This window comes from Pristimantibacillus sp. PTI5, assembly GCF_048572955.1.
GTDB lineage: Bacteria > Bacillota > Bacilli > Paenibacillales > Paenibacillaceae > Pristimantibacillus.
Genome location: NZ_CP183886.1, coordinates 5441151 through 5466160, shown reverse-complemented (window position 1 = coordinate 5466160; position 25010 = coordinate 5441151). Strand labels below are relative to the sequence as shown.

The 25010-nt window shown below is 47.7% G+C and carries 19 protein-coding genes; 5 read left to right on the top strand and 14 right to left on the bottom strand.

What is annotated here, in order from left to right; translation table 11 throughout:
• Positions 1 to 175: 175 nt before the first annotated feature.
• Genes ACN6MW_RS24280 through ACN6MW_RS24270 form a run of 3 tightly spaced genes read left to right on the top strand, consistent with a single transcriptional unit; the run spans position 176 to position 2041 of the window.
• Complete coding sequence (locus tag ACN6MW_RS24280) at positions 176 to 1030, top strand: ABC transporter ATP-binding protein (protein WP_419872442.1); 855 nt, start codon at positions 176 to 178, stop codon at positions 1028 to 1030.
• On the top strand, positions 1023 to 1676 hold the full coding sequence (locus ACN6MW_RS24275) for an ABC-2 transporter permease (protein WP_419872441.1): 654 nt from the start codon (positions 1023 to 1025) through the stop codon (positions 1674 to 1676). Before ACN6MW_RS24280 ends, ACN6MW_RS24275 begins: the two co-directional genes overlap by 8 nt.
• Positions 1676 to 2041, top strand: a complete 366-nt coding sequence (locus tag ACN6MW_RS24270; protein ID WP_419872440.1) for a GntR family transcriptional regulator — start codon at positions 1676 to 1678, stop codon at positions 2039 to 2041. Before ACN6MW_RS24275 ends, ACN6MW_RS24270 begins: the two co-directional genes overlap by 1 nt.
• Before the next feature lie 141 nt (positions 2042 to 2182).
• Here the strand turns inward: ACN6MW_RS24270 and ACN6MW_RS24265 are convergent, their stop codons facing one another.
• The 9 genes from ACN6MW_RS24265 to ACN6MW_RS24225 form a co-directional block, all read right to left on the bottom strand.
• Positions 2183 to 2842 (bottom strand): SGNH/GDSL hydrolase family protein, encoded by a 660-nt coding sequence (locus tag ACN6MW_RS24265; RefSeq protein WP_419872439.1) that lies wholly within the window; start codon positions 2840 to 2842, stop codon positions 2183 to 2185.
• A gap of 47 nt (positions 2843 to 2889) precedes the next feature.
• Positions 2890 to 3915, bottom strand: coding sequence for a glycoside hydrolase family 88/105 protein (locus ACN6MW_RS24260; RefSeq protein ID WP_419872438.1), 1026 nt, complete (start codon positions 3913 to 3915; stop codon positions 2890 to 2892).
• A gap of 12 nt (positions 3916 to 3927) precedes the next feature.
• A complete protein-coding gene (locus ACN6MW_RS24255) occupies positions 3928 to 5220 on the bottom strand; it encodes an ABC transporter substrate-binding protein (protein WP_419872437.1) in 1293 nt (430 codons plus the stop codon).
• Positions 5217 to 6971 (bottom strand): sensor histidine kinase, encoded by a 1755-nt coding sequence (locus tag ACN6MW_RS24250; protein ID WP_419872436.1) that lies wholly within the window; start codon positions 6969 to 6971, stop codon positions 5217 to 5219. The genes ACN6MW_RS24255 and ACN6MW_RS24250 overlap by 4 nt, the downstream gene beginning before the upstream one ends.
• 155 nt (positions 6972 to 7126) lie before the next feature.
• Positions 7127 to 8800 (bottom strand): ABC transporter substrate-binding protein, encoded by a 1674-nt coding sequence (locus ACN6MW_RS24245; protein WP_419872435.1) that lies wholly within the window; start codon positions 8798 to 8800, stop codon positions 7127 to 7129.
• Positions 8801 to 8831: 31 nt separating this feature from the next.
• Positions 8832 to 9701, bottom strand: a complete 870-nt coding sequence (locus tag ACN6MW_RS24240) for a carbohydrate ABC transporter permease (protein ID WP_419872434.1) — start codon at positions 9699 to 9701, stop codon at positions 8832 to 8834.
• Positions 9702 to 9714: 13 nt separating this feature from the next.
• Positions 9715 to 10677 carry an ABC transporter permease gene (locus tag ACN6MW_RS24235; RefSeq protein WP_419872433.1) on the bottom strand — a complete coding sequence of 321 codons (963 nt, stop codon included), beginning with the start codon at positions 10675 to 10677 and terminating at the stop codon, positions 9715 to 9717.
• Positions 10678 to 10900: 223 nt separating this feature from the next.
• The gene (locus ACN6MW_RS24230; protein ID WP_419872432.1) at positions 10901 to 12451 is read right to left on the bottom strand and encodes a response regulator transcription factor; all 1551 of its coding nucleotides are present in this window, start codon (positions 12449 to 12451) and stop codon (positions 10901 to 10903) included.
• 425 nt (positions 12452 to 12876) lie between these two features.
• Positions 12877 to 13455 (bottom strand): TetR/AcrR family transcriptional regulator, encoded by a 579-nt coding sequence (locus tag ACN6MW_RS24225; protein ID WP_419872431.1) that lies wholly within the window; start codon positions 13453 to 13455, stop codon positions 12877 to 12879.
• A 166-nt stretch (positions 13456 to 13621) separates the two neighbouring features.
• On the opposite strand from ACN6MW_RS24225, the gene ACN6MW_RS24220 reads away from it, so the two are divergent.
• Positions 13622 to 14848, top strand: coding sequence for an MFS transporter (locus tag ACN6MW_RS24220; protein ID WP_419876432.1), 1227 nt, complete (start codon positions 13622 to 13624; stop codon positions 14846 to 14848).
• 232 nt (positions 14849 to 15080) lie between these two features.
• Here the strand turns inward: ACN6MW_RS24220 and ACN6MW_RS24215 are convergent, their stop codons facing one another.
• Together ACN6MW_RS24215 and ACN6MW_RS24210 are read right to left on the bottom strand one after the other, a co-directional pair.
• On the bottom strand, positions 15081 to 17135 hold the full coding sequence (locus ACN6MW_RS24215; protein ID WP_419872430.1) for a hypothetical protein: 2055 nt from the start codon (positions 17133 to 17135) through the stop codon (positions 15081 to 15083).
• The gene (locus tag ACN6MW_RS24210; RefSeq protein WP_419872429.1) at positions 17135 to 18532 is read right to left on the bottom strand and encodes an MFS transporter; all 1398 of its coding nucleotides are present in this window, start codon (positions 18530 to 18532) and stop codon (positions 17135 to 17137) included. The genes ACN6MW_RS24215 and ACN6MW_RS24210 overlap by 1 nt, the downstream gene beginning before the upstream one ends.
• Before the next feature lie 123 nt (positions 18533 to 18655).
• Between ACN6MW_RS24210 and ACN6MW_RS24205 the strand changes: the two genes are divergently transcribed.
• Entirely contained in the window at positions 18656 to 19894 is a 1239-nt protein-coding gene (locus ACN6MW_RS24205) for a helix-turn-helix domain-containing protein (RefSeq protein WP_419872428.1), read from the top strand.
• A gap of 171 nt (positions 19895 to 20065) precedes the next feature.
• On the opposite strand, the gene ACN6MW_RS24200 is transcribed toward ACN6MW_RS24205, so the two are convergent.
• The 3 genes from ACN6MW_RS24200 to ACN6MW_RS24190 form a co-directional block, all read right to left on the bottom strand.
• Positions 20066 to 22381 (bottom strand): glycosyl hydrolase family 95 catalytic domain-containing protein, encoded by a 2316-nt coding sequence (locus ACN6MW_RS24200; RefSeq protein WP_419872427.1) that lies wholly within the window; start codon positions 22379 to 22381, stop codon positions 20066 to 20068.
• A gap of 150 nt (positions 22382 to 22531) precedes the next feature.
• A complete protein-coding gene (locus ACN6MW_RS24195) occupies positions 22532 to 23248 on the bottom strand; it encodes a response regulator transcription factor (protein ID WP_419872426.1) in 717 nt (238 codons plus the stop codon).
• Positions 23245 to 24984 carry a sensor histidine kinase gene (locus tag ACN6MW_RS24190; RefSeq protein ID WP_419872425.1) on the bottom strand — a complete coding sequence of 580 codons (1740 nt, stop codon included), beginning with the start codon at positions 24982 to 24984 and terminating at the stop codon, positions 23245 to 23247. Before ACN6MW_RS24190 ends, ACN6MW_RS24195 begins: the two co-directional genes overlap by 4 nt.
• Positions 24985 to 25010: the final 26 nt, after the last annotated feature.

Sequence of the window (25010 nt, the reverse complement as noted above, 5' to 3'; positions counted from 1 at the left end):
AATAATGTTTCATTTTCATCGCGCCGCGCACGCCGCATATATATATCGTGATGATTTGAGTCCATGGATCATTGACTGGTTTCAACTGAACTTGACAAAAATAATTGACTTAAGAACTGTCCCAGTAATATATTGTGTATGCACAACATATACAATATATAAGGAGGTTGGCTATATGCTTGCGTTAGAAATTAAAAATTTAAATAAAAAATATAAACATTTCCATTTAAGAAATATCTCTTTTCAACTGGAAAAGGGTTATATTATGGGATTTATCGGAGCCAACGGTGCAGGCAAAACAACGACTATAAAATCAATTTTGAATTTGATTCGTATGGATAGCGGCGAGATCCGTATTTTGGGCAAGGACATGATCGAACACGAACTAGAATTGAAACAAGAAATTGGCTTTGCATTTGGAGACATCGATTTCTATACTCGAAGCAAAATCAAAACGTTAACTAACGTAATCAAAAAGTTCTATTCTAATTGGGATGATGACGCCTATTACAATTATCTGAAAAGATTTAATTTGAACGAAGACAAAAAAATAGCTGAATTATCAACCGGAATGAAAGTAAAATACAGCTTGGCCCTTGCTTTATCACACGGCGCAAAGCTTCTTATTCTTGATGAACCAACTAGCGGACTTGATCCGGTTGCTAGAGACAATCTGTTGGATATTTTTCAGGAACTGGTGGAAGATGGAGAAATCAGCATCCTGTTTTCGACTCATATTACAACCGACTTGGAAAAATGTGCAGATTATATCACTTATATCGATAACGGACAAATTATCAACAGCGCCGAGAAAGAAGAATTTATTGATACCTATCGCTTGGTAAATGGGAGAGAAGATCAATTGGGTTTGATAAAAGACCAGTTAATTGCCTACAAAACGAATTCATTTGGCTTTACAGGCTTGATCCCTACTAGTGACTTTGATCCATCTTTGGATTTAAAGTCAACCGTGCCTAATCTTGAGGAGATTATGATCTATTTCTCGAAAAAGGAGGATATGCATGTATAACTTACTGATGAAAGAATTAAAGTTGGGCGTAAGTCCTTTCTTTTATTTCATGCCCTTCTTGACAGGCGCCTTAATGCTAATACCCAGCTGGTTATATTTCCTTGTCATCCTTTACTTTTGTTTTATCACGATCCCGAATATGTTTGCAGGATATAAAACCCAGAATGATTTGATATTTACAAGCATGCTGCCAGTAACAAAAAAAGACATTGTAAAAGCAAAGGTATCCGTTATTGTGATCCTGGAATTAATGCACATTGTTGTTGCAATGCTATATGGCTTGATTAGTACTCGCTTATATCCGAATTTGACCTACTATTTCTACGAACCATCCTTAGGCTTTTGGGGATTATGTTTCGTCATGGTTGCGATCTTCAATATCATCTTTATATCCATGTATTATAAGACAGCGTTTAAATACGGCGCTGCCACGATTGCATCCATTACAGCCGCGATGCTGTTCGCTGGAGGCGCAGAATGGCTCGGAATACAGAATTCGTTCGTGTCTGATGTTTTCAAAGGAACTGGTGCTGATCATTTGGCAACGCAATTTTCCATCCTGATCATAGGCATCGTGATATTTGCGATATTTACGATTATCGCTTATCATATTGCCATCAAACGGTTTGAGAAAGTGGAAATATAATGAACATAGCTATTTCGAACACATCTGATAAACCCATCTATCAGCAGCTTACAGAACAAATCAGCGCACAAATTCTCAAGGGCGAACTAGAGAGCGGGTATAGTTTGCCGCCCATACGACAAGCGGCCACGGAGCTTCGTGTTAGTATCATTACCGTAAAAAAAGCGTGGGAAGAGCTCGAACGTCTTGGTTTGATTTACACCGTAACCGGCAAAGGATGTTTCATAGCCGAACTCTCGTCCGACGAGATGCTTCAAAAACGCAATGAAATGATCTTGAAGCAAATGGTTATTGACACTTCGTATTACAAATCCTTTGGCCTCACGATAGAAGAAGTTTTTGAGCTTTTGAAGGAAGTTTATTGAATAGGCAGATATAAACAGAAAACCACATCCAGTGGATGTGGTTCAATATGTTTAATCTAATCAAACGGCGTATGATGTTCTACTTATAGACTATTCTTCTTCATAATAGCAAAGTCAGCATGCCAAGGTTGATAAAGCGGATTACAAACCACGGTTATAGTCGTATCCGATCGCTTGCAGAAATGCCCGGGCGATTACCGCATGTCCCGCCATGTTCGGGTGTACGCGGTCCCAGGCGAGCGTGCCTGGATAAATATGGGCTAGAACCTGATTAAATGCTGCCTGGGTATCGACAAACCGGGCATCATACTTGAACGCCAACTTCTTTACGACCTCGCCGTACTGATCCATCGTCCTGCGCATCGGATCTGCCTCATTCGGCTCGATATAGAACGGCGTCATTAACACAAGCCCTTGCAGCTGCGGCCTCGTACGCTTTACAAGCGCCTCCAGCGTTTCCTCATATTCGTCAATATAGACATGTTGCTCGGTCTGGGCCGGCAGATCATATTGCCGCCAGACATCGTTAATGCCGATCATGATCGACAGCCAGTCCGGCTTCAGATCCAGCACGTCCGTCTGCCAGCGCTCTTTCAGATCGCGAACCGTATTGCCGCTTGTTCCCATGTTCACAACCCGAATCCCGCTCTCCGGATATGCTGCCGTCAGCAGCGCATCCACAAGCGAAACATAGCCCTTGCCTATAGCCCCGAAGAGCCCTTCCCCGTAAGGTCTAGCACGGTCGCAATCCGTTATGGAGTCGCCGATCATGACCAATTTCGATTTTGGTTCCAACAACATGGTTTAGCCTCCCTTAAAAGTGGTACCTCATTTCAATTCACTTTGTTTCATTTCTCATTCTCGATGACCGCTGCCAAAAACGCAAGAGCGAGTCCCTGCCCCCAGCCCTGGGCCCATTTCTTATCGATGCCCAGGTAGCCGGCAATGTCGTTCATAACGGCGGTGCCGCCCGATACGTTCAGCACGCGGCCGTTGTCCGCGATGTTCGTAAGTAAGCCGTCAAGCGCCTTCTTCACGTACTTCCCATGCAGTGGATTACCTTGCATGACCATGGCTGCCGCGATGCCCGCCGTAGCCGACACTTCGCCATAGGCTTCCGGATAATCAAGCACGGTGCCCCAGAGGCCGTCTTCCTTCTGCAATTTCTTGATAGCGGCCAGTTGATCGCGCAATGAGCTCCATATATGCATCATTGGAGGATACAAATAACTTTCCGGCAGTATCCTTGCCGCGCGGGACATCGTATAGGCCGCCCAGGCGTTGGCGCGAGCCCAGTACATGCCGGACATATGATCCTTGTTGATATGGTTGTAGCCGTGATACCACAGCGCGTCGTTTTCGTCCTGCAAATAGTTGATATGCCAAAAAAATTGATGCAAGGCGTCGTGGATGAGATGTTTTTTGTCGAACATGATGCCCGCGCGCAGCATGAAATACGCCGCCATGAACAGCGTATCCGCCCAGCATTGTTCTGGAAAATCGTTTTTGGCCGACACCGTATGCTGAAGCACCCGGTCACTGAAACGCAGTGCATTATTCTCCAGGTAGTCGATCTTGCTGAAAATAAGCTCGGCATACCTCTCGTCCTTTGTATGCTCGTATAAAGTGAGCAGCATATGCCCCATCGCGCATGTATTGACCGTCCATCCCGGAAGTCCCGCTTCGATATATTCATCCACCCAGGCAACCATCCGGTCCAAATAAGCTTGCTCACCCGTTACCTCAAACGCCCGGCTGACGCCATAGTAGGCGACTCCGCCGGGCCAATCCCATGTCAGGTCCATGCCGAACGTGTATTCCGCCACGCGTCCCACGACTTGCTTCAAATCGCTTGCTTTTGCGTTAATGTTCATTTTTTTATCCCCTTATTTCATATTTCGCGCTAAAATCGCGTTTGCTTTCAATCTAAATTCAACGGCCGCTGATTGCGGCGTAATTTTGTCAAACAGCAGCAAATCATACAGATTGCGAAGCACCGCCGTCACTTCCCCCGTTCCGACCGGATCCGGCGGATCGATCGGGCTGCTGTGCTCCTCCACCCACTCCACATATTCGAATACTTGCTGCTGCTCCGGCTCCAGGAAAGGCTTCAGATCGTCTTTCACCTTCGCTGACACAGGCACGCCTCGTTCCGCCTTCATTACTTTATTCGCTTCCAGATCGTTGACGAAGAAGCTGATGAACTTAGCCGCCTCTTCCTTATGCTTCGAGTTTTTCGCTACGGAAAAAAACATGCCCGGCTTCAGAAACATGCCTTGATCTCGGTTCGGACCGGGAATCGGCGCTAACTGCAGCGGTTTGCCGTATTTCTCAACCGTCGTAATAAAATGATTGGAATACCCCCAGCCAAGCAGCGCTCCTCCCGTATAAAACGGATCCGAATCCGATAACCGAACATCGGAATACCATATATCCGGCGAGAAAATGAGACGGTCCTTAGCCATTCTCTGCATCCGGCCAAAATAGTCCACAAACAGCCCGTCATCCTCATACCCGAGCTTCGTGCCGTCAGCGGCAAACAGCGTGCGGCCGTATTGTCTGAGATAGTAGGCAAAATACTGCTCAGGCGTAAGGTCTGTTCCGACATAAACGCCTTTGCCTTTCAACTGCTCGCCCATCGCTTCAAAATCGGACCATGTCCAATCCTCGGTCGGCGGCGCAATGTCATGTAGCTTGAATACTTCCGGATCATAGACGCTGTACAGCGCGTTGACGCCCAAGTTTAAGCCGAATAAACGATCGCCAAGCTTGCCTCCCGATAAATGATTGTCGCTGATATGACTTGCGTCGATAACTCCCTTCTGAATATAAGGCGTTAAGTCCTCGAGTAAATCTAAGGATCCATATTGCGCCAAATAGGAAACATCCATCTGCATGATGTCAGGCAGCGCGTTGCCTGCGGCATACGGCGCAAGCTTCTTCCAATATTCGTTAAAGCCGGTATATTCGAACTCAATGTTCACATTCGGATTTAGCTTTTCGTACATTTCGATCGCTTGAATCGTCGCGTTATTTCTAAAGTCTCCGCCCCACCAGAACACCCGAAGCGTAATTTTCTCTTCAGCGGAACGAACGGGATCATGAGACTCCGCCTTGCCGCAGCCGAACAATATCGCAACCATTCCTAGCAGCATCCAAACCCGTATCGTCGCTCTCATCCTGCTTGTACCTCCTGAGTCAGCGGCAGCATAACCATTACTTTCGTACCGCTCCCAACCGTGCTTTCCAGCAGCATGCCGTAGCTTTCTCCGAATGCGAGCCTCATCCGATCTTGAATATTCTTAAGACCGATACCCGAACCTCTTGTTTCAACTTCGCCGCTAAGCACTTTGCGCAAATACGGTTCATCCATGCCGGGACCCTGATCCTCGACGATAATGGCAAGCCGGTCCCCGCTTTCCTGCGCGTATATGCGAATGGTGCAAGGCTCGATCTGCGGCTCGAGTCCGTATTGAATCGCGTTTTCCAATAAGGGCTGAAGCGTTAGCTTCGGGATCAGCACGTTCGCATAGCGCTCATCTACGTCCATGTGGAAATCGAGTCGATGCTGGAAACGATACTTTTGGATCGTGATGTAATGCTGTACGATTTCGAGCTCTTCCGCGATCGTAATCACGTTACGTTTCAGGCTGATCGACGAACGAAGCAAATAGCCGAGCGACACGACCATGCTTGATATTTGTCCTTGATCGTTTTTCTTCGCCAGCCAATGGATCGAATCAAGCGAATTGTACAGAAAATGCGGATTGATCTGAGCTTGCAGCGCCTTAAACTCGGTTTCCTTGATAATGAGCTGATTCGCGTAATTTTCTTTGATTAACGTATTAATCCGGGCAATCATTAACCGGAAAGTCCGCTGAAGCAATCCAACCTCGTCCATTTGCTGTATAACTGCGCCGTGCATGCTGACGCCCATATTATCCAGGTCCCCGTATTGCACTTCCTTCATCTGGGTGATAAGCAAACGAATCGGCTTCGTTAAGCTTCGGGCGAACAGCAATCCGATTACGATTACAATGGCAACCGTTGCCGTGAACACAATAATCAACGTATTTTTAAGCCAAACGATTTTTTCGAAAATATGGTTGTAAGGAACAACATTGTAATACGTCCAGCCCGTATACGATGATTTTTTCTGGGACAAAAATACCGCTTCACCGTTCAGATCCTTAATCTCATAACCGTCTGCCTGATTTAAAGGCTGCGCGGTTTGAGCAATTTCAGGGGAAAGATTGCGGAATGGATAGACGACGCTTTGTCCGGACTTCACGATCACATCGCTGCTCTCTGAAGCAATGCCCGCGTAATCCTCAACGATCCGTTCGATATTAATACGCAATATAAGGAAACCGATCGGCTCTAGCGTCAGCGGCTCGTATGTTCGCACTTCCCTTACGAGAATCAGCATCGGATCGGAACGATCCGGATACAACCAGCTCGCAGATCCTTTTCCGGCCGCTGCCATTTCACTGATTCGCTTATACTTCTCGCCCACTAGCTCTACAGAACCGCCGTATTTGCTTACCCTTTCCTTCGTATCGACCAAATGAACCGACTGCACATATCTCTCGGATGTGCTGATATGCGCCCATAGACGCTCGGTTATTCTCTTGCGGATGATATAACCGGAATATTCCGAGTCGTCCACGAGCAGTTCCTTTAAGCTTTGTTGAACGACCGCGTCCGAAATGATGCTTAATGACATCGATTCTAGTTTCTTAAGCTCCATATCAATCGAAGATGACGATAAATTCAATAGTCTGTGCGATTTATCATACAGCTGCTTATCGTAAATCGAATAAGCATAATAGAGCGAGCTGAACGCCAGCGTTATGATAAGGACCATAATTAAAGAGATGATAAAAAATATTTTCAGCTTTATACTCAAATTCCGATAGCCTTTGATCAAGAGAGAGTGCCTCCTTAGCAACGTTCATATACTAGATATAACATATTCAGGAGCTGTCTGCGCACTCTAAATTCAAATTCGCGTGATCGAAGCTGGAAGAAGAGACTGCTTGCCAAGGCTTTTGCCGCCCCGGTAAACAGTCTCTATACGACCTATTATTTGCTCATATAACGTTCGTAAGCCGCTTGATGAAGCTTAACCGCTTCTTCAATGCCCATGCCTTTGATCGTTTCTGCCATTTTGTCATACTCCGAAACCGGCTTGGAGCCGTTAATGATTGCGGTCATCGTTTCGTTCAAGTACGTGTTAACTTGGCTCATAATGGAAGTCACTTGGCTAGCTTCGTCGATCGTCAAGCGAAGCGGTGGAAGCGTCAGATCTGAGGACTGCTTCATCCATTCCGTGTTCGCGTCTTTTTGACCTTGGTCAAACAACAGCGCGTCCAAATATTTGCTGTCTTGGTTGATCGGACCGTCCATAATCGAAAGCGCGTAGGAGGCAAGCGCTTGGTCGTACGTCAGGCCGTTCGGGTTTTTCGTAATCTTGTCGGTGAATTTGTACGTATCGCCTTCTTTGGTGTAGCTCTCGCCTTCGATACCGAAGTTGAACAAGTCGCTGCCTTCCGGGCTGTAGTTGTAGTCCATCCATTGCACAATATATTTAAGCTTATCTTTGTCCGCGCTGGATGTAATCGCTTCGCCGTAAGTCAATACTTTATTGTTCAGGTTAAACGCAGCGTAAGATTTTCCGTCCGTCGCAAGCGGAGAGGCTACGCCCGTCAGGTTGAAGTTCGGATCGGTGTCTCTCATCAGGTTGAAAAATTTGCCCATGCCGCTGAATACGCCGCCTTGGTAAGATCCAGCCAAGTTATTCGTCACTTTATAGTCGAACGCTTTGCCGTCGTTCGTCATAATCTCAGGATCGACTAGTCCTTCTTGGTACCATTTTGCCATTTCCGCAAGGAAATCCTTGTATCCAGGTTGGATCGGACCATATGCCACTTTTCCGTCTTGCATTTGGAAGCCGCCGATAACGCCGAATGCCGGTGAGAAGTCGTGCAGCTTCGTCAGATTGCCCGGACCCCAGTTGCCGGTGAAAGGGAGCTCATCCGCTTTGCCGTTGCCGTTCGGATCCTTCTCCTTGAACGCTTTCAACACCGTGTACCACTCGTCAATCGTTGTCGGCGATTTCAGGCTCAGCTTATCAAGCCAGTCTTTCCGCATAACGAGACCGGAAGTCGCGTTCAGCTTTACCGCGTCAAGCTTAAGCAGCGGGAACATGTAGATGGTGCCGTCATCAAGCGCGATTTGCTTCTTCACGTCCGGATCGGAATCGATAATTTTTTTGAGGTTAGGCGCATATTGATCGATCAGTTCGTTCAAGCGGATAATGCGGCCGTCTTCGATCATTTTCTCGGGTCCGCCGACAGCATCTGCCCAGTTATAGTAAATAACGTCCGGCAAATCTTTTGTGGCGATCAGCAGGTTGAACTGATCCTTTTGCTGTCCAAGCGGCGGATGCGTAAAGTTCGCTTTGATACCGGTCAGCTCTTCTTTCTTTTTATAGCTGGCCATTTCACCGAAGTTTTGCAAAGAAGCCGTTAACTTGCCGTCGTTAGCACGCCAGTATTCGATCGTGAACGATTCGTCCGTAATCGGAAGCGGAATAACAGAAATCGCTTCTTCGCCTTTCGGCGCTTCTGTTCCCGCCGGCGTATTGCCGGTGTTGCCGGTATTGCCTGTGTTTGACCCGTTGTTCTGCGAGCAAGCCGACAAGATGCTAATCAGCAGCATAGAGCTCACAAGAATTAACCCCGCTTTTTTCTTCACAGTGAATCGCCTCCAAGATAGGTTTAATTATTTATTGTTTCACGGCACCGATTAAAGCGCCTTGAACAAAAAATCGTTGGATGAACGGGTACACGATCATAATCGGCAGCGTCGAAATAATGATCGTCGCGTACTTGATGTTTTCCCCGATCGCAAAGCCGGTGTCCGCTCCCGCTCCCATTGCTTCCGTGCTGCTGCTAATTAGAATATCGCGCATCACGATCTGGATCGGGTATAGCTCTTGGCTGCGCAGATAGAGCATCGGGCCAACATAGTCGTTCCAATGATCAACCGCGTAATAAAGCATCATAACCGCAAGAATCGATTTGGACAGCGGAAGCACGATTCGGAACAAAATAAGGAAATCGTTGGCGCCGTCCAGCTTGGCCGATTCGATCAGGCTGATCGGAATCGACTCGAAGCTCGTCTTCATAATAAGGAAGTAGAAGGTGCTGATTGCGCCTGGAATAAGAAGCGCCCATCTCGTGTCGACAAGGCCGAGATTTTGCACGAGCAGAAAGGTCGGGATCATGCCCCCGCCAAAAAACATCGTGAATGTAATCATCTTCATGAGCGTTTTTCTGCCCATCAAATCCATTCGGGAAAGCCCGTATGCGGCGAGCGAGGTCATGAGCAGGTTGATCGCCGTTCCCGCCACAACGTAGATGAGCGTATTAAGATATCCCGTGTAGATCTTCGGATAATTGAACACAAATTTGTAAGCTTCAAGCTGGAAGCCTTCCGGCAGCAGCATAAGCGAACGCGAACGAAGCATTTGATCCGGATCGCTGACCGATGAGTTAAGCACATACAGCATTGGGTAGAAGCACAGCGCTATGACGAGACATAGCAGCAGCGTGTTGACGGTATCGAATATATATTCGCCTGTTGAGCGTTTCATAGGCTCCTCCTATTTACCAGAGACTTGTGGAATTCACCTTGCGGCTAATGTGGTTCGCGAGCAAAAGCAGCGAGAAGTTAATGACACCGTTAATGAGTCCGATAGCCGTCGAGTACGTGTAATTGCCTTCCAGGATGCCTGACCGGTAGACGAAGGTGGATATTACGTCGGAGGTCTCATAAGTTGGCGCTGTTTGCATAAGCAATATTTTTTGAAAATCGGAATTCATAACCGCGCCAAGACGAAGAATCAGCATGACGACAATGGTTGGCAATATACCTGGAAGCGTAATGTGCATCAATTGCTTCCATCTCCCCGCTCCGTCCATCTTCGCCGCTTCGTACAACTGCGGATCGATGCCGCTCAGCGCCGCCAGGAAGATGATCGACGCCCAGCCCGCTCCCTGCCAGATGTTCGATAAGATGTACATTGGCCTGAACATATCCGCCTCTGCCAGAAACATGACCGGCTGAAGATCGAAGAAGCCGCGAATGACGTTGAACAAGCCGCCGTCAAGAGCCGAGAACGTTTTCAACATACCGACTACGACTACGACCGATATGAAGTGCGGCATATAGCTGACCGTCTGCACCGTGCTCTTGAACCATTTCAATCTCACCTCGTTCAGCAGCAGCGCCAGTACGATGGGAGCCGGGAAACCGAACGCAATACTATAAAAACTGAGGATGAGCGTATTTTTAATAATCCGCCAAAAGTAATAGCTTTCGAAAAACATCGTAAAGTTGTCAAAGCCGATCCATTTGCCTTCCATGATGCCCTTAATCGGACTGTAAGACTTTTGAAACGCCATCAGGAGGCCGTACATCGGTGCATAGCTGAAAATCAAATAGTAGGCGACAACCGGAATCAACATGAGGTACACATATTTATTCCGAATGAGTTCCTTTTTGATGAAGGATAATGTGCTTGACTTCGCCTTTGCGCTTTTGGCAGCAAGCTGTTGTTCCAGCTTCATCGGGTAAACCTCCATCCTTCGCGTTAATTAGTTAATTAATTAATGATTACGCTTACTAATATACCTTCTCCGCCTGACGATGCCCATGTCCATTTCCGATGCCTTTATGTTCAAAACCGTTGCTAAAAATCCGATGAAAAAAATCAGACATGGGTTCGTAAGCCAACAAAAAACACCCCGCATTCCGTCTAAATACGGATGCAGGGTGTTTCATTCGAATCATTTATGAAGGCGATTTCCGGTATTCGGAAGGAGAAAAGCCGGTATATTTTTTGAATATTTTGCTGAAATACGAATAGTTATCGCCGAAGCCGGACGCTTCCGCCAGCGACCCGAACGTAAAGTCGCCGCCGCGCTCGATATGCTCCAGCGCCTTCTCGATCCGAATGTTCATGACGTAATTCGTAAACTTTTCGCCGGTTTCCTTTTTGAACATTTTGCCGATGTAATCGGGATTCATGTAAATTTCGGCGGCGATCGTCTGCAGCGTCAACGTTTCGTCGTTGTATCTTTCCTGCACGATCTGCATCACGCTTTGCACCATTTGCGACTGCTTGCGGCGGTTGCGCTCATAACGGTCCAGCGTAATTTCGCGGGCGATCGTCATGACAAACTGCTGGAACGACAGCAGTGTGCTGCCCGCGATCAGACCCGGCAGCTTGTCCATATAACCTTTCATCTGTGCGGGTGAGCATATACGAATGATTTCCATAAAAATTTGAATAAGATACGATTTCGTTTCCTCGATCTCATATCTAAGCTCGGACAGCTCTTGGAACATGCGTTTCAGCTCAAGCTCAGTCTCCGCCCAGTGGCCTGCCTTGATCGGCATAGCCAGCCGCTCCGGGTCGTATTCGAAGTCCCGCTTCTCCGCTTCCTCCGGAACGGAAATATCGCGCTCCGTAATTAAGCTGCCCTCCCCAAGATAGAACCGGTGATTCAAGCAGGCGATCGTATGCGTGTACAGCCGCCTCACATGCGTGAGCTCGCCGGGCTCGCTCAGCGCGGCCGTCAGATCCAAATGGTAATACTTCATAAACGTAGAGCGGATCGCGTCGATTTTTTCGAACAATTGCTCCTCGCTCAGCTCGTCCTCCATCAACAGCAGCACATGGCTTCCCACCGTTGAGCTTAAGATCGGATTTTGGAACACGTCCTCGGCAATGTTTTTGACCGCAAACAAATGCTCGTACTCGTGCTCACCTTCAATTTCCGTAAGCAGCAGCCGGACGCGCTGGGTTTGGAACTGAAGCCCGAACAACCGGCCGAAATATTGCCATTCCATGACGCCGTACGTTTTGTTCGTGACGAGCTCTTTCAGAAAATGCTCCTTCGCATGCGGCAGCACGCGTTCGAGGCCGTACTTGATCGATTGCACGAAATGGTCGTTATCATCCTTCTCCCGCCTCCGCTGCACAACTTCCGACAGCGCTTCCATTAGCGCCTCTTCGCTGCATGGCTTCAGCAGATAATGATTGACTCCGTGCTGCATGGCGGTCTTCGCATAATCAAATTCGGAAAAGCCCGTAAGTAATATGAACGCGATATCCGGATAAAGCTCCCGTACCGCTGCTACGAGCTGCAGTCCGTCCATCCCCGGCATACGTATGTCGCTAATAATAATATCCGGCGGATCGCGCTTCACTTTTTCGAATGCTTCCACGCCGTTTTGCGCCGTTCCGATCAATTTCGTGCCGCACGCTTCCCAGTCCACGACCGAGGCAATACCGTCTAGTATAATAAATTCGTCATCCACCAAGAGCACCTTATACATGGTTTCACTCCAGTTTTCCTGTCATACATCATTTATACTAGATATGAGTGCTATTTTACAAGTGCCTGTTCCGAGTGGAGCATAGCTTCTATTCTATGTAATAGCCGGTCCGGATCGAACCTTAGAATTTCAGAACGACCCGAACCATGCTTGAATCAAAAGCAAAGCATTAACCAAATAATCCGACGTTCAGTACCAGATTACAACTCATATTTTATTTCGATTTTTTCTGCGCTGCGGATCTTCCCTGCTTTTTCGGATCGCTTGATTTTGGTGCGGCATGTTGACTGTTTGGTTTGTTTTGATCGCTCATAATGGATTCTCCTTCGCATTGGATTCTAATTAGTTATGTGCTTATTGCAATGAAACTATAACTGCAAATTCCCTTCCCTTAGGGACCGGCGTAAGTCGTTTGAAATGCGGTTTTAAGTCGAACGGATTCCTTCAAAGACCTGAGTTACCAACTGCCTTACATAGTTATCGTCAAGCTTATCCCCCGTAACTAATAAACGGTAGAGAATCGGCCCGTAAATGAGATCTGTGCATAATGCGGTATCGAGATTCTTCTTCAGCTCTCCGCGCCGAACCCCCTGATCCAAAATACCATGAACCTCCAGCCGGCGAGGCTGTATATAACGGGTCCGATAGGCTTCCGCCAATGCAGTATCAACCTGCCCTTCACCTATGATCTCAAGAAAAATTGAGCCCTCGCGGCTAATCATAAACCGGGCCATATTCGTGGCATGCTCCAGAATATCTTGGAATACCGAACCTGTATCCGGCACAGGCAGTCTTGCAGACGCAGCGGATAGAAATCCGTCCATCACCACTGCAGCCTTGTTAGGCCACCATTTATAGATGGTAGCTTTGCTGACCTTGGCACGATCAGCGATTTTTTCCACCGTAACCGCTCCAAAGCCGATTTCCAACAATAAATCATAGGAAGCGGAAAGGATCGAGTTTTGCGTTTCAATATTGCGCGGACGTCCTCTTTTCCCCTGCATGTGAATCCCCCTTGTTATATATTTCATATCCATCAATTAATAATCTATACGTTCAGTATACAAAAAATAAAATCCTAAACAAAGCCTATTTACAAAACGATACGTTCAGTATATTATTTAAAATATAATTATAAAACTAAACGTTCAGTATTCAAGGAGGGTTATGATGCATAAAGAACAAGCTAAACAAGACAGCCGTATATCAAGTTGGATGATGGTTCTGTTGGCAGCCGCGTGCGGGCTTATCGCCGCCAATCTTTATTACGCTCAAACTCTGGTAGGACCTATCCGCGATGCCATTGACCTTCCTTCTACAGCAGCAGGATTAATTGTGACGGTTACTCAAATCGGTTACGTTATCGGACTGCTGCTCATCGTACCGCTAAGCGACGTCATTGAAAATCGGCGTCTCACGGTTTTCATGCTTACCGTTGCAATTGCCGCGCTGCTAACTGCCGCCTTTGCGCCTAATGCGCCGTTGTTTTTGATCGCATCTCTATTTATTGGAATCGGATCTGTAGTAGCTCAAATTCTGGTGCCCTTCGCCGCCTATTTAGCTTCTGATGTTCAGCGCGGCCGCGTGATCGGTAATGTAATGAGCGGCCTCTTGCTGGGAATTATGTTGGCTCGGCCATTGGCAAGCTTTATTACCAGTCTATGGGGCTGGAGAGCCATATTTGTTTTATCTGCCATTGTAATCTCTCTATTGGCTGTTCTGCTATCGTATGTTCTTCCGGAGCGCAAGCCGTCTCCTAATGTACGCTACGGAAAACTAATTCTTTCTTTAGGCGCTATATTACGTCAAACGCCTGCATTACGACGTCGCGCACTATATCAAGCTTGTTTATTTGGAGCCTTCAGCCTATTTTGGACAGTCGTTCCTTTACATTTGGCTGATACTTTTGAAATGTCCCAGGGAGGCATTGCATGGTTTGCGCTAGTTGGAGTGGGCGGCGCGATTGCTGCGCCGATTGCCGGAAGATTAGCGGATAAAGGCTGGGACAAATGGTTAACGGGGCTAGCTATGATTGTAGCCGCCTTATCTTTTTTGATCATCCATCTGTTCCAAAACGATTCAACCCTTGCTCTGATTCTTCTCTTTGTATCCGCATTTACACTCGACATGGCCGTGTCGGGTAATCTTGTAGTTAGTCAACGTACGATTTATTCGTTGGGCAGCGAAGCGAAAGGACGCCTAAACGGACTATTCATGTCAATATTTTTTGTAGGCGGAGCCATCGGATCATCCTTGGGCGGTTGGTCTTATACTCATGGGGGCTGGAAGCTCACAACTCTCATTGGAACCATCTTGCCGCTCTTGGCATTGCTATATTTTTTTACCGAGAAAAGAACAAACAAGTCAATGACTGATTCGAAAATACACATAAGTTAATTTGTACCATTGCTCACAACCGTACCGTTCACTTCTCCTCCATACGCTGTCGCTCCCGCAATAGCAGTCCTGCACAAAGTAATTTGGTTTCTTGTCGACTTCGCTGTGACTGTCGGAGTTGCCAGTAATGTCTTCGGCAGCACCGGTGCGCTCCTTTCTCCCTCTAGGGAAAATAAAAAGCTGCCAAGATATCTCGGCAGCTTTTTTATTTTTCCAAACATTAAACTTCTCTTTATGAACTTGTGACCACGACTCGAACGCGACATAGATTTAGAATTTGAGTATATAAGTCGCTGCCGCCTTCCCTGTTGGACGCAGCTCGCAATACCGGAAAGAAGGTTCCGGATTTGGTGAACGAATAGGCTGCCTCGACAACCGCTTGCGTGCCCTCTACATTCGAGTATTTAATTGCCGTATCCATTGGGAAGGTGGCGTCTCCTTCAAAATCCCACTGGGCAGAAACGATTTTCCCCGTATTCGGCGGAACTTCGATTTCTGCCTTGAAGTACACCGTTTCACCCACGGAAACTTCTGCACGTTCACCGCCGTTTGCTGTCAGGGTGATGACGGGTTGAATGCCTTTGCGTTCTACGGCCTTGGATGGAACGATTACCTGACCGTCTGCCACATCGTAGTTGGTGCTATCAGGAGGATTAACCCCTCGTTCTACCCATGCGCTCAGATCGAGAAGCGCTTGATGCAGCACTGGCACATACGTTACGATGTGAAGTTCGTCGAGCGCACCGTTCGAGCTCGTATCGGCGTGTAAAGCATGATCCACATACCAAAGTCTGAACCGGTCATCCAGCTTTTCTTCCAAATGTTCTTTCACTTTCGTTCGGTACCAATCTGCTTGCCAAGGGAATGCACTCTCGTCCATGAGCGTCTGTACGACAATCATTTTCCCTTCAAAACGGCCGCTTTGAATCGAACCCGCTCCTCCGAAAGAAACGGCCGGCCCCACTTGAAACGGACGTTGCGGATATAAAGGCTCGCCTAACTCATCCCTGAATTGATCCCATACGGAAAAATCTTTGGACGGAACCTGATGGCGGTGATACGTTTGAATAGCGATGTAGTCCGAGTTGTCCAGCACGATTTCGTCGCCTGCTTTCACCGACTCAAGGCTTTGAACAGATGCGAAAAATCCGAATGCCGACCCGATCTTGACGTCATTTCCGTTGATCCGTCCGAGAGGGATCTTCAATCCTGCCGCCTCTCCGCTAACAATCCGGATAAACGCTCCATCCAGATAGGCATCCCCTTCCGGGACGCTTTGCACCTTAAAGAAAGGGATGGTCTCTTCAGCTGTCTCCAGCATTTTCCAAGCCTCGTCGACTCCCATATTGTTCGCTGCATTGGTCCCTGAAGCATCCTGCTTATGCGGCCATACGACCTCCGTTATTACCGTCTTATATTGAAGGCGCGCATGCGATGCCGAACTTTCGGGATCAGCCCCAAGGTATCCGGGAACGGTCCAGAACTCCTCGAAATAGGAGGGATCCATTCTCATAACATGGGGCGCTAGAACCGTAAGCGCGCCGTCACCAATTTCTTTGTAAGCAAACCACGCCTTAGGCGGAAAGCCCAATCGGGTCACTTCTTCAAGAGCTTGTCTTTCTTCCTCATTCAATCCGGCATACATGTCCCCGCTGCCTCCGGGCTCCAGCGCGTCGATAATCGCAGGGAATTTATCCTTTAAAATTCTCATGGCATGAACACGGGCCGTAAACACGTTGGGAATTGCCATGGGCGTTCCGATAACGAAGGGCACTGCGCCGTCCCAAATGCCGGTCGTATTTTCTATGAAACTCATCGTTTTGAAGCCGCCGCCGCTCCCGCCGTAAATATAACCGTAAGGACGATGCGGTCCGAACAGCTCCGCCGCTTTAACTCGTGAATATAGCGCTACCGCGGCGCTTGCCCGATATACAAGCGTAACGTCGGAGGAAGCTCCGCCCATATTGGTTTCCACCAAATAAGCTCCGCTCGATATCGCAAAACCGATTTTATTGTCGACACCTTCAATATGGCTTTGGGCTGCGTTTTCGCTTCCTTGTACAGGGTAGACCGGTTGAAAAAAACGTCCCTTGTAGTTCTCTTTAAGCGGAAAATAATACGAAAATTTCGTTTCAGTACCCTCAAATCCGCCATGAATGTACCGATGGCGTAAGGGTTCCTCTCTCCACTCATCGATATCCACGTACGGATTTTGGAACTGGGGGTCCTGCAGACCGTCATAGAGCGAAATGACGTTGTTTGCTTTTTCGTTTTCATGAATGGACATTATTTTTTCCTTCTTTCTGCAAGTTCTTTAGATATTTGGGCCTGCTTCTTTTCCGTAAGATCAAACCAGAACATGGATATCGCAAATGCGCCGAAAACGGCGGGCAGAACCCCTACCAATACCTTGAGGCCAAAGAGAGTTGCCTCGCTTTGCTCCACGCCCGGAACATATCCGATAACCGTCAGCGCGCCGGCTGCAATCGCTCCAGACAATGCGGTTGCAAAGGTTTGGATAAATCCATTGAAAGAGCTCATAAATGCATTTAAGTTCAGACCGCTCTTCCATTCGGTATAATCGATCGCAGCGGGCATCATAGCTCCCTGGGCAGGGCTGGCAAACCCGCCAATTAAACTCGTGAGAACCGATGCTGCAATAAAAATCATGAGACCCGCATTATCGGCTGGAATGAATAAATAGACGGGACATGTGACCAAACCGACGATTACCCCGGCCAGCACCGTATTTCTCAAACCAAACCTCCGGATAACCCTTTGACTGAATGCGACCCCAACGAGGGTTGGAATCAGAACTACAAGGCCTACAATCGCCATTAAGCCTTCATTGTTGAAAAAATATTTATAAAAATGGATTTGGACGCCGGACCTGATACCAGAAGATATAGAACCCGCGAACAAATATACATATAAAATGACGGCGTATTTGTTCGAGAAAGTAGCTTTTATCATTTGTTTAAACGAAGGCGGCTTCTGGTCTTTATTTACAGCCAGAACGTATCTTTCCTTCACTCGAACCGATTGAAAAACGGATATAATAATTGTTATGACTGCCGCCGCTGCCATTAAGATGGAGAAACCTCTGGCATCGTCTCCACCGCCTAATGCTTTATATAGAGGCACGGTACCTACTTGGACAATCAAAGCTCCGATCAAAATGAACAGAAAGCCTAGCTGAGCAATGGATATTCGTTCCTCAATTCTTTTAGTCACGGCAGGTATAACTGCACTGCTTGGTATTGTGATGATAGAAGCGAAAAGACTATAAATCATATAGGTCACAACGGCATAGACCAGCTTTCCGGTCTCGCCAAATTCGGGAACCGTAAAGGTTAACCAACCGGAAATACCGAAAGGAACCCCCAAGATCAAAAACCAAGGTGTGTATTTCCCCCACGGTGTACTGATTTTATCCAACAAAGCGCCAAATAACGGAGCGATTAGCGCATCAACAAAGCGAACAATCAGAAATAATGCGGCTATAAAAGCAGGATTGATTTTCATAAAGTCCGTGTAGAAAAACAGTAAATACATTTGAATGATTTGATAATGGAACGTATTCGGCGCGCTCCCAACCACAAGCGCAATCTTTTCACTTAATTTAAGCTTCGGATGTTCGCCTTCATTGACGACCGTCTTCCCAGCCACCTCCTCAGACGCCATAAACTTCCCCCCCTAGTACTTTCTAGTTGAAAGCACTTACAAGAGAATTATGGCATACATTTGACACCATGTATGGTATGTTAGATATATTAATTGTACAATATCGAGGTGTTATCGATGCGCATGTCAGATCATTTAGATGATTTGGATTATATATGTAAACTGCTGCACGAAAGTTTAAGACTCCCTGTTTACTGCAAATTAAATACGGACCTGCAAAAAGAATCATTCTGGTCCGCAGGCTTGCCTGATCATCCTTTGCTTTCCGATCCTGCTGACCTCTTCCGTTCGGCAGCAAATAAAGGTGCCAAGCTCAGCAGCCCGGTCATTCATGAAACCAATTACACGGAGCAGTTTGCCGTAGTTCCAGTAATACGTCATGCAAAATGTCAGGCCGTCATCGTCATCGGCCCAACCCTCCGGCATAATCATAGTGAGCCGTCCATCGAGTTCTGGAAAGAACAAGGAATACCGCTGGAAAAACGAACAACATGGACGGAATACTATCGCAGTCTCCCGTTCGTGGACCGCTTGCGATTACTATATATCTGCGTCTCGGCTAATTGGATGATCAATCAACAGCTACTAGACATTAAGGATGTAATCGAATCCACTTTGCAGTACGGCTTATCCGGTCAACAGCAGGAAAAAGATCTGGAACTCGCCGATCTTCGGGAGTACTCTATTTTCCATGATGGAAATGCAGGACAAAGCCATATGCTGGATTTAATTAAACGCGGGGAAAAAAACGAGTTGATAAAACAGCTGGCCAAAGCAACCAACGCAGATTTTATTAGCGAGGTCAATTCGAAACGAAGCCATCTTCGGAACGTGAAAAATCTCGCCATTGGCGGAGTCACCTTAAGCAGTCATATGGCTATCCAAGGTGGAGTGTATGAAGAGTTAGCCATGACGCTTTGCGGATTGCATGTTAAACACATTGAAGAGCTGAACGATCTGGCAGCTGTGGAAACTGTTGTTTTTGCTGCAATCGTGGATTTTGCCGAGCGTGTCAGCCAATGCCGGAATAACAACGTTTCTAAACCGGTTTACAGCTGCAAGGAATACATCTACCTTCATCTGTTCGAAGAAATGACAATGCAGCAGTTGTCGGACGTATCCGGACTTAACCCAGACTATCTATCTCAGCTTTTCAAGAAAGAAACAGGTCTGTCTCTTATGAACTACATCCAGCGGGAACGAATTGAGGAGGCTAAGAAACTGCTCGACCATTCCAAAGATACGATCACGAGTATCGGTGAGCGGCTCGCTTTTTATGATCAATCTCATTTCGTCAAAGTATTCAAGAAACACGCGGGAATGACGCCTAAGCAATACCGGAACCGCAAGCGATCGGGATGAATACATTGAATTCTGGTAACCATCCTAAATCCAAGTTAACTCATTGGCCTATTTCAGCTGAAATATATCGTGTTTAAACGAAAAAATTTGTTCTTTCAGAGGAATCTTTTCATCAAAATAGGATCCGCCTCGGCGGATCCTTCTTCTGTTTCAATATATTGATTCTGTCCATTATTTTCTTGCCATAAGCACGTACTCGCTGCCAGCCGCCGCTTGCCAAGCTGCCAACCCCTCATCGTATCGAGTTTCTCGCAGCTCCGCTCCATCCTGTGTCACCAAGAGCTGGCAATTCGCTTGCACGATGCAGCTATGGTCTGAATTCGCGCGTATACGCGCTTCCTCTAGCTTGCCGCCGGACCAGCGAATATCCAACTCGAAGCCGCCTCTTGCACGGAGCCCCGTAATTTCCCCTTCAGCCCAAGCGCTGGGCAAAGCCGGCAGCAGCTGAATGGAGCCTGCATGACATTGCAGCAGCATTTCCATTATGCCTGCCGCTCCTCCGAAGTTGCCATCAATTTGGAATGGAGGGTGGTTGTCAAACAGGTTCGGCAGCGTGGAATGGCCAAGCAATGCCTGCACGTTCTCATAGGCTTTCTCGCCATCCTCCAGCCTAGCCCAGAAATTAATAATCCATGCCCGGCTCCAGCCCGTGTGTCCGCCGCCGCTGGCTAATCTGCGTTCAAGCGTTACCTTTGCCGCCGCTGCCCATTCCGGCGTACCCTTCACGCTAAAACGCTTCCCGGGATGAAGCGCAAACAAGTGCGATATATGCCGATGACCCGGCTCAGCCTCTTCGTAATCCTCCATCCACTCTTGGAGTTGGCCGTGCTTGCCAATTGCCGGCTCCATCAGGCGAGCTCGGATCCGTTCCCATCGCTGCTGCTCCGAAGGTTCCAAACCAAGCGTCTTCGCTGCTTCCGCGCAGGCCGTAAACAGCTCATACAAGATCTGGCTGTCCATGGTAGCTCCGATACAAAGCGTGCCCGACTCACCGCTCGGCAGCACATACGTATTTTCCGGAGAAACGGAAGGGTTTAACACGAGCAAGCCATCCTTCGTTTCGGTCAAAAATTCCTCGAAAAACTGCGCCGATTCCTGCAGAGTCGGATAAATCCGTTCCAGAAACGCCCGATCAAGACCATACTCGTAGTGCTCCCACAAATGAAGGCAAAGCCATGCTGCTCCCAGCGTCCAATACGAAGCCGGCAAATAAATATCCTGCGGTGCCGTATCGCCCCAAATGTCGGTGTTGTGATGGGCAACGAACCCGCCGCAATTATACATGGTTTTGGCTGTCACCCTTCCCGGCTCTCGCATCCGCTCGATCAGCTCGAACAACGGTTCATGGCATTCAGCCAGGTTACCTGCTTCAGCCGGCCAATAATTCATTTGGGTATTAATATTTATCGTATATTTGCTATCCCATGGCGGAAGCATTTGCTCGTTCCATATGCCTTGCAAGTTAGCTGGCAGCGAGCCCGGACGGCTGCTCGACACGAGCAGGTAACGGCCAAACTTATAATATAACGCCATAAGTCCATTGTCTTCCTTGCCTTGCTGGAATTGCTTCAGACGCTCATCCGTTGGCAAACTGCTGCCATCAGATCCAGATTTATCAACTAAACGAAGGCTAACCCGACCGGATAAGGATCGGAAGTCCTCTTCATGACGCTTTTTTAAAGCCGAATAGCCGAGTAAAGCGGCTTTCTTACCCGTTTGAATAACGTAAGCTTCGGGGTCGGCATGCCGGAAGGAGGTAGCCGCCGTCAAGATAAGCGTCACGCTATCCGCTCCTTTAACGACCAAATGCTCGCCGATGATCGATAGCGTGCCGCCTTCCGCAGCCGCGCGCAGCGCCATGCGGAAATCTATGCCGCCCGAGCCGCCGCCTACGCCTCTCATAACGATTGTGCTCTCGTCCGCTTTCACCAGTTCATCGTAATAACGGTTACGTCCGCGCAGCAGCCTTGCCGTGAAACTTATTCCGCCGGGCTTATTTGCCGTCAATCGAGTAACAAGCGCCTCATCCGGGAAACTGGCGAAATGCTCACGGCGAAAGCTAGTGTCCCCCACGCGATAGGAAACGGAGGCAATGCCGCAGCTTAATTCCAAATCGCGGACGTATCCACTCGGATCTCCTTCATCACCGTAACTAAAGGAGAGCTGCAAATCACCGAGCGGCAAATAATGCCTCTGCGTCTCGGGTACACCAGAGAGCGCCATCGCGGATAACCTATGTGCTTCGTTCAACTGCCCTTCACGCAATAGCCTCTGAATCGTCTCCAGGTGCTTCAAGGAATCTGGGTTGTTCCGGTCACGCGGCCCGCCATACCAAACACTGTCTTCATTCAGAGCAATGCGCTCTTGCTGCGTATTCCCGAACACCATGCCGCCTAGCTTGCCGTTACCTATGGGCAGTGCCTCCTCCCAAATGGAAGCCGGCTGTTTATACCATAATCGATTATCCGCAGTCATGTTCACCGTCATTATCGTGTCTCCTTCTCCTCAACCGAGGCGCTCCTTTATTAGAGAAATTCTATCATGCTTGCTTAATCGTATAGGTCATTCCAGGCAATGTATCAAAAATAATAACACCATTCCCGTAGAATAACTTCAACGTTAGTCACTCCTGCTCCGTTAATTGTTCGATCTGTCCTCACGATATTTGCCCGGCGTAATTCCCGTATACTTCTTAAACACTTTATTGAAGTAATGACGATTTTCATAGCCTACCTTGCTGCCGATCATATTGACCGGAATCTGGCGGATCCCGACCAAAAGTTTTTTCGCTTCGTTAATACGCACGGTATTCAAATAATGGATAAACGTCGCACCGGTTTCTTTTTTAAATAGGCTGCAGATATAGTTCGGGTGCAGATTCATATATTCCGCGAGCATATCGAGCGAAAGTTCCTGCGAGTAATTCCTGTCGATGTAAGAGAGAATTTTGGCCGCATGGTGTCGATAATCGGAATCTGCATCCGTAGGAAGCTCTTTGAATATCTGATGCAGCAATGCGGCAATCTCATCCTTGTTGATCGGTTTGAGCAAGTAGTCTACGACGCCTGCGCGTATCGCCTTACGCGCATATTCGAATTCATCGTAACCGGTCAAAATAATAAACCGTTGACATAGATCATGCTGCTTAGCTTCGTGGATCAATTCGAATCCGTCTATCTCAGGCATATTGAGATCAGTTAAAGTAACATCAGGCTTATTATTCTTCATTAACTCCAGCGCTTCGTATGCGTTGTTACCAGCAATGACCTCCGTTTGGACGGGGGCGGCCTCTTTGACGATTTTGACGAGTCCCTGCAGGATTAACGGTTCGTCATCCACAATCAATATTTTCATGTATCGGATACCGCCTTTTTCAATAGAAATAACGTCAATGTCGTGCCTTTCCCCCGCTCACTCTCGATCTCAAGACGAGACTCCCCGCCATAGAATGCCTTGATTCGCTCACTCACGTTGTACAGCCCTAAGCCTCCCTCATCAGATGGAATCGCTTTTGCATCGAGTCCGCGCATCAAGAGCGTTTGTATTCCTTGGAGCCTATCCATTGGAATGCCTGCTCCGTTGTCGGCAATGACGATGCGGACATACCCGTCGATCTCCTCGACAGATAGCTTGATCTGGACCGGCCGAAGGACAGATAATCCATGGATGACGCTATTCTCGACAAGAGGCTGCAGCATAAACCGGGGGCATTGTATCGTGTCGGCCTGCGCAGCAATCTCGAACTGATAGTCGAGCCGGTCCCGGACCCGCATCTTGTGAATGTTCAAATAAAACATGACCGTTTCGATTTCGCTCCTAAGCACGGTATCGTCTTTCTGAGAAGACAGACTATACCGCATAAGTCGCCCGAACCAATACGAAATGTCAGCGACTTCTTTATCATTGTTGGCTTCCGCCAGCATTCGGATCGTTTCGAGCGTGTTATATAGAAAATGCGGCTTGATTTGCGCCTGAAGCACCTTATACGCCGCTTCCTTGTTTAGGATTTCGGCACGGTGGACATTGTTAATGAGTTCATCCATGCGCTTAATCATCGCATTATAGGTTGAAGTAAGAAACCCAATCTCGTCTTGGTTGTCCTGACGGTTGATCATTACTTTTAGGTTATCGTCGCGAATCGTCCTCATATGCCGCGCCAATCGCAGGATACGTTTGGCAATCGTCGAAGCGAGGAAATAATAGATAACCGATAGTACGATGAGAAGAACGACAATCGCTGCGATTAGGAACATTTCCTTCCGTCTTACCGATTGAAATACGTCCTCGACCTGACCGGTAACCACGACTCGAACGCCTAAATCCTCGATGTACAATTGATTGACAATCGACTTGCGGGTGATGAAATAGCCGTCGGCATTCCGGCCTGCGATCAATTCCATCCACGCACGGTTATCGGCAGTCGAATGCCGGCCTGTGGAGAATAACAAATCGCCTTCCTCCGAGAACAGCAAGGCGCTCCAATGGTTTCCGGCGCCTGCCGCCTTATAAAACTTCCGAATCATTTCGTGGCTGATCCTGATTTCGAGCAAGCCTATTTTCTCAGTGATATAGTTATTATAAATGTCCTGATAGTAAATAAATGAAGGCTCGGATTGTCCGTCCGCTTGCCGAATCCATATCCCGCTTCCCGGCTTCAAATGATCGACGGCTGGCCGCAATGCTGGATCCATGTCGTTTTTATCCAGAAATTGCTTTGCAATCGGGAATACCTCATCCTTTCGTTTATAGATCATGATGGATTCGATTTCGCTGTTGACGAACATCGATTGGGTGAACAATGGACTTATGTATCTAAGATAGGCATATACGCTTTCAGATTCGCTTTCATACATACCGTCCAAATAATCGGTTACGTAAGGATTGTACTGAAGCAGCCTATGTACCGATTCAATTCGGACCATATCCGCCCGCAAGTTGGAATAGGCCTGTTCGAGAATCTTTTGCCGTCCGTCGACGAGCTGATGTGTTAAGTTTCCGTAGATTTGGTTGTAGTAATAGATCCCGAATACGATCACGGGGATGAAAATGATGACGACATATCCTAGAATGATCTTCCTGACAATGCTCATGACTGCTACCCCCCGCATCCTTCCTC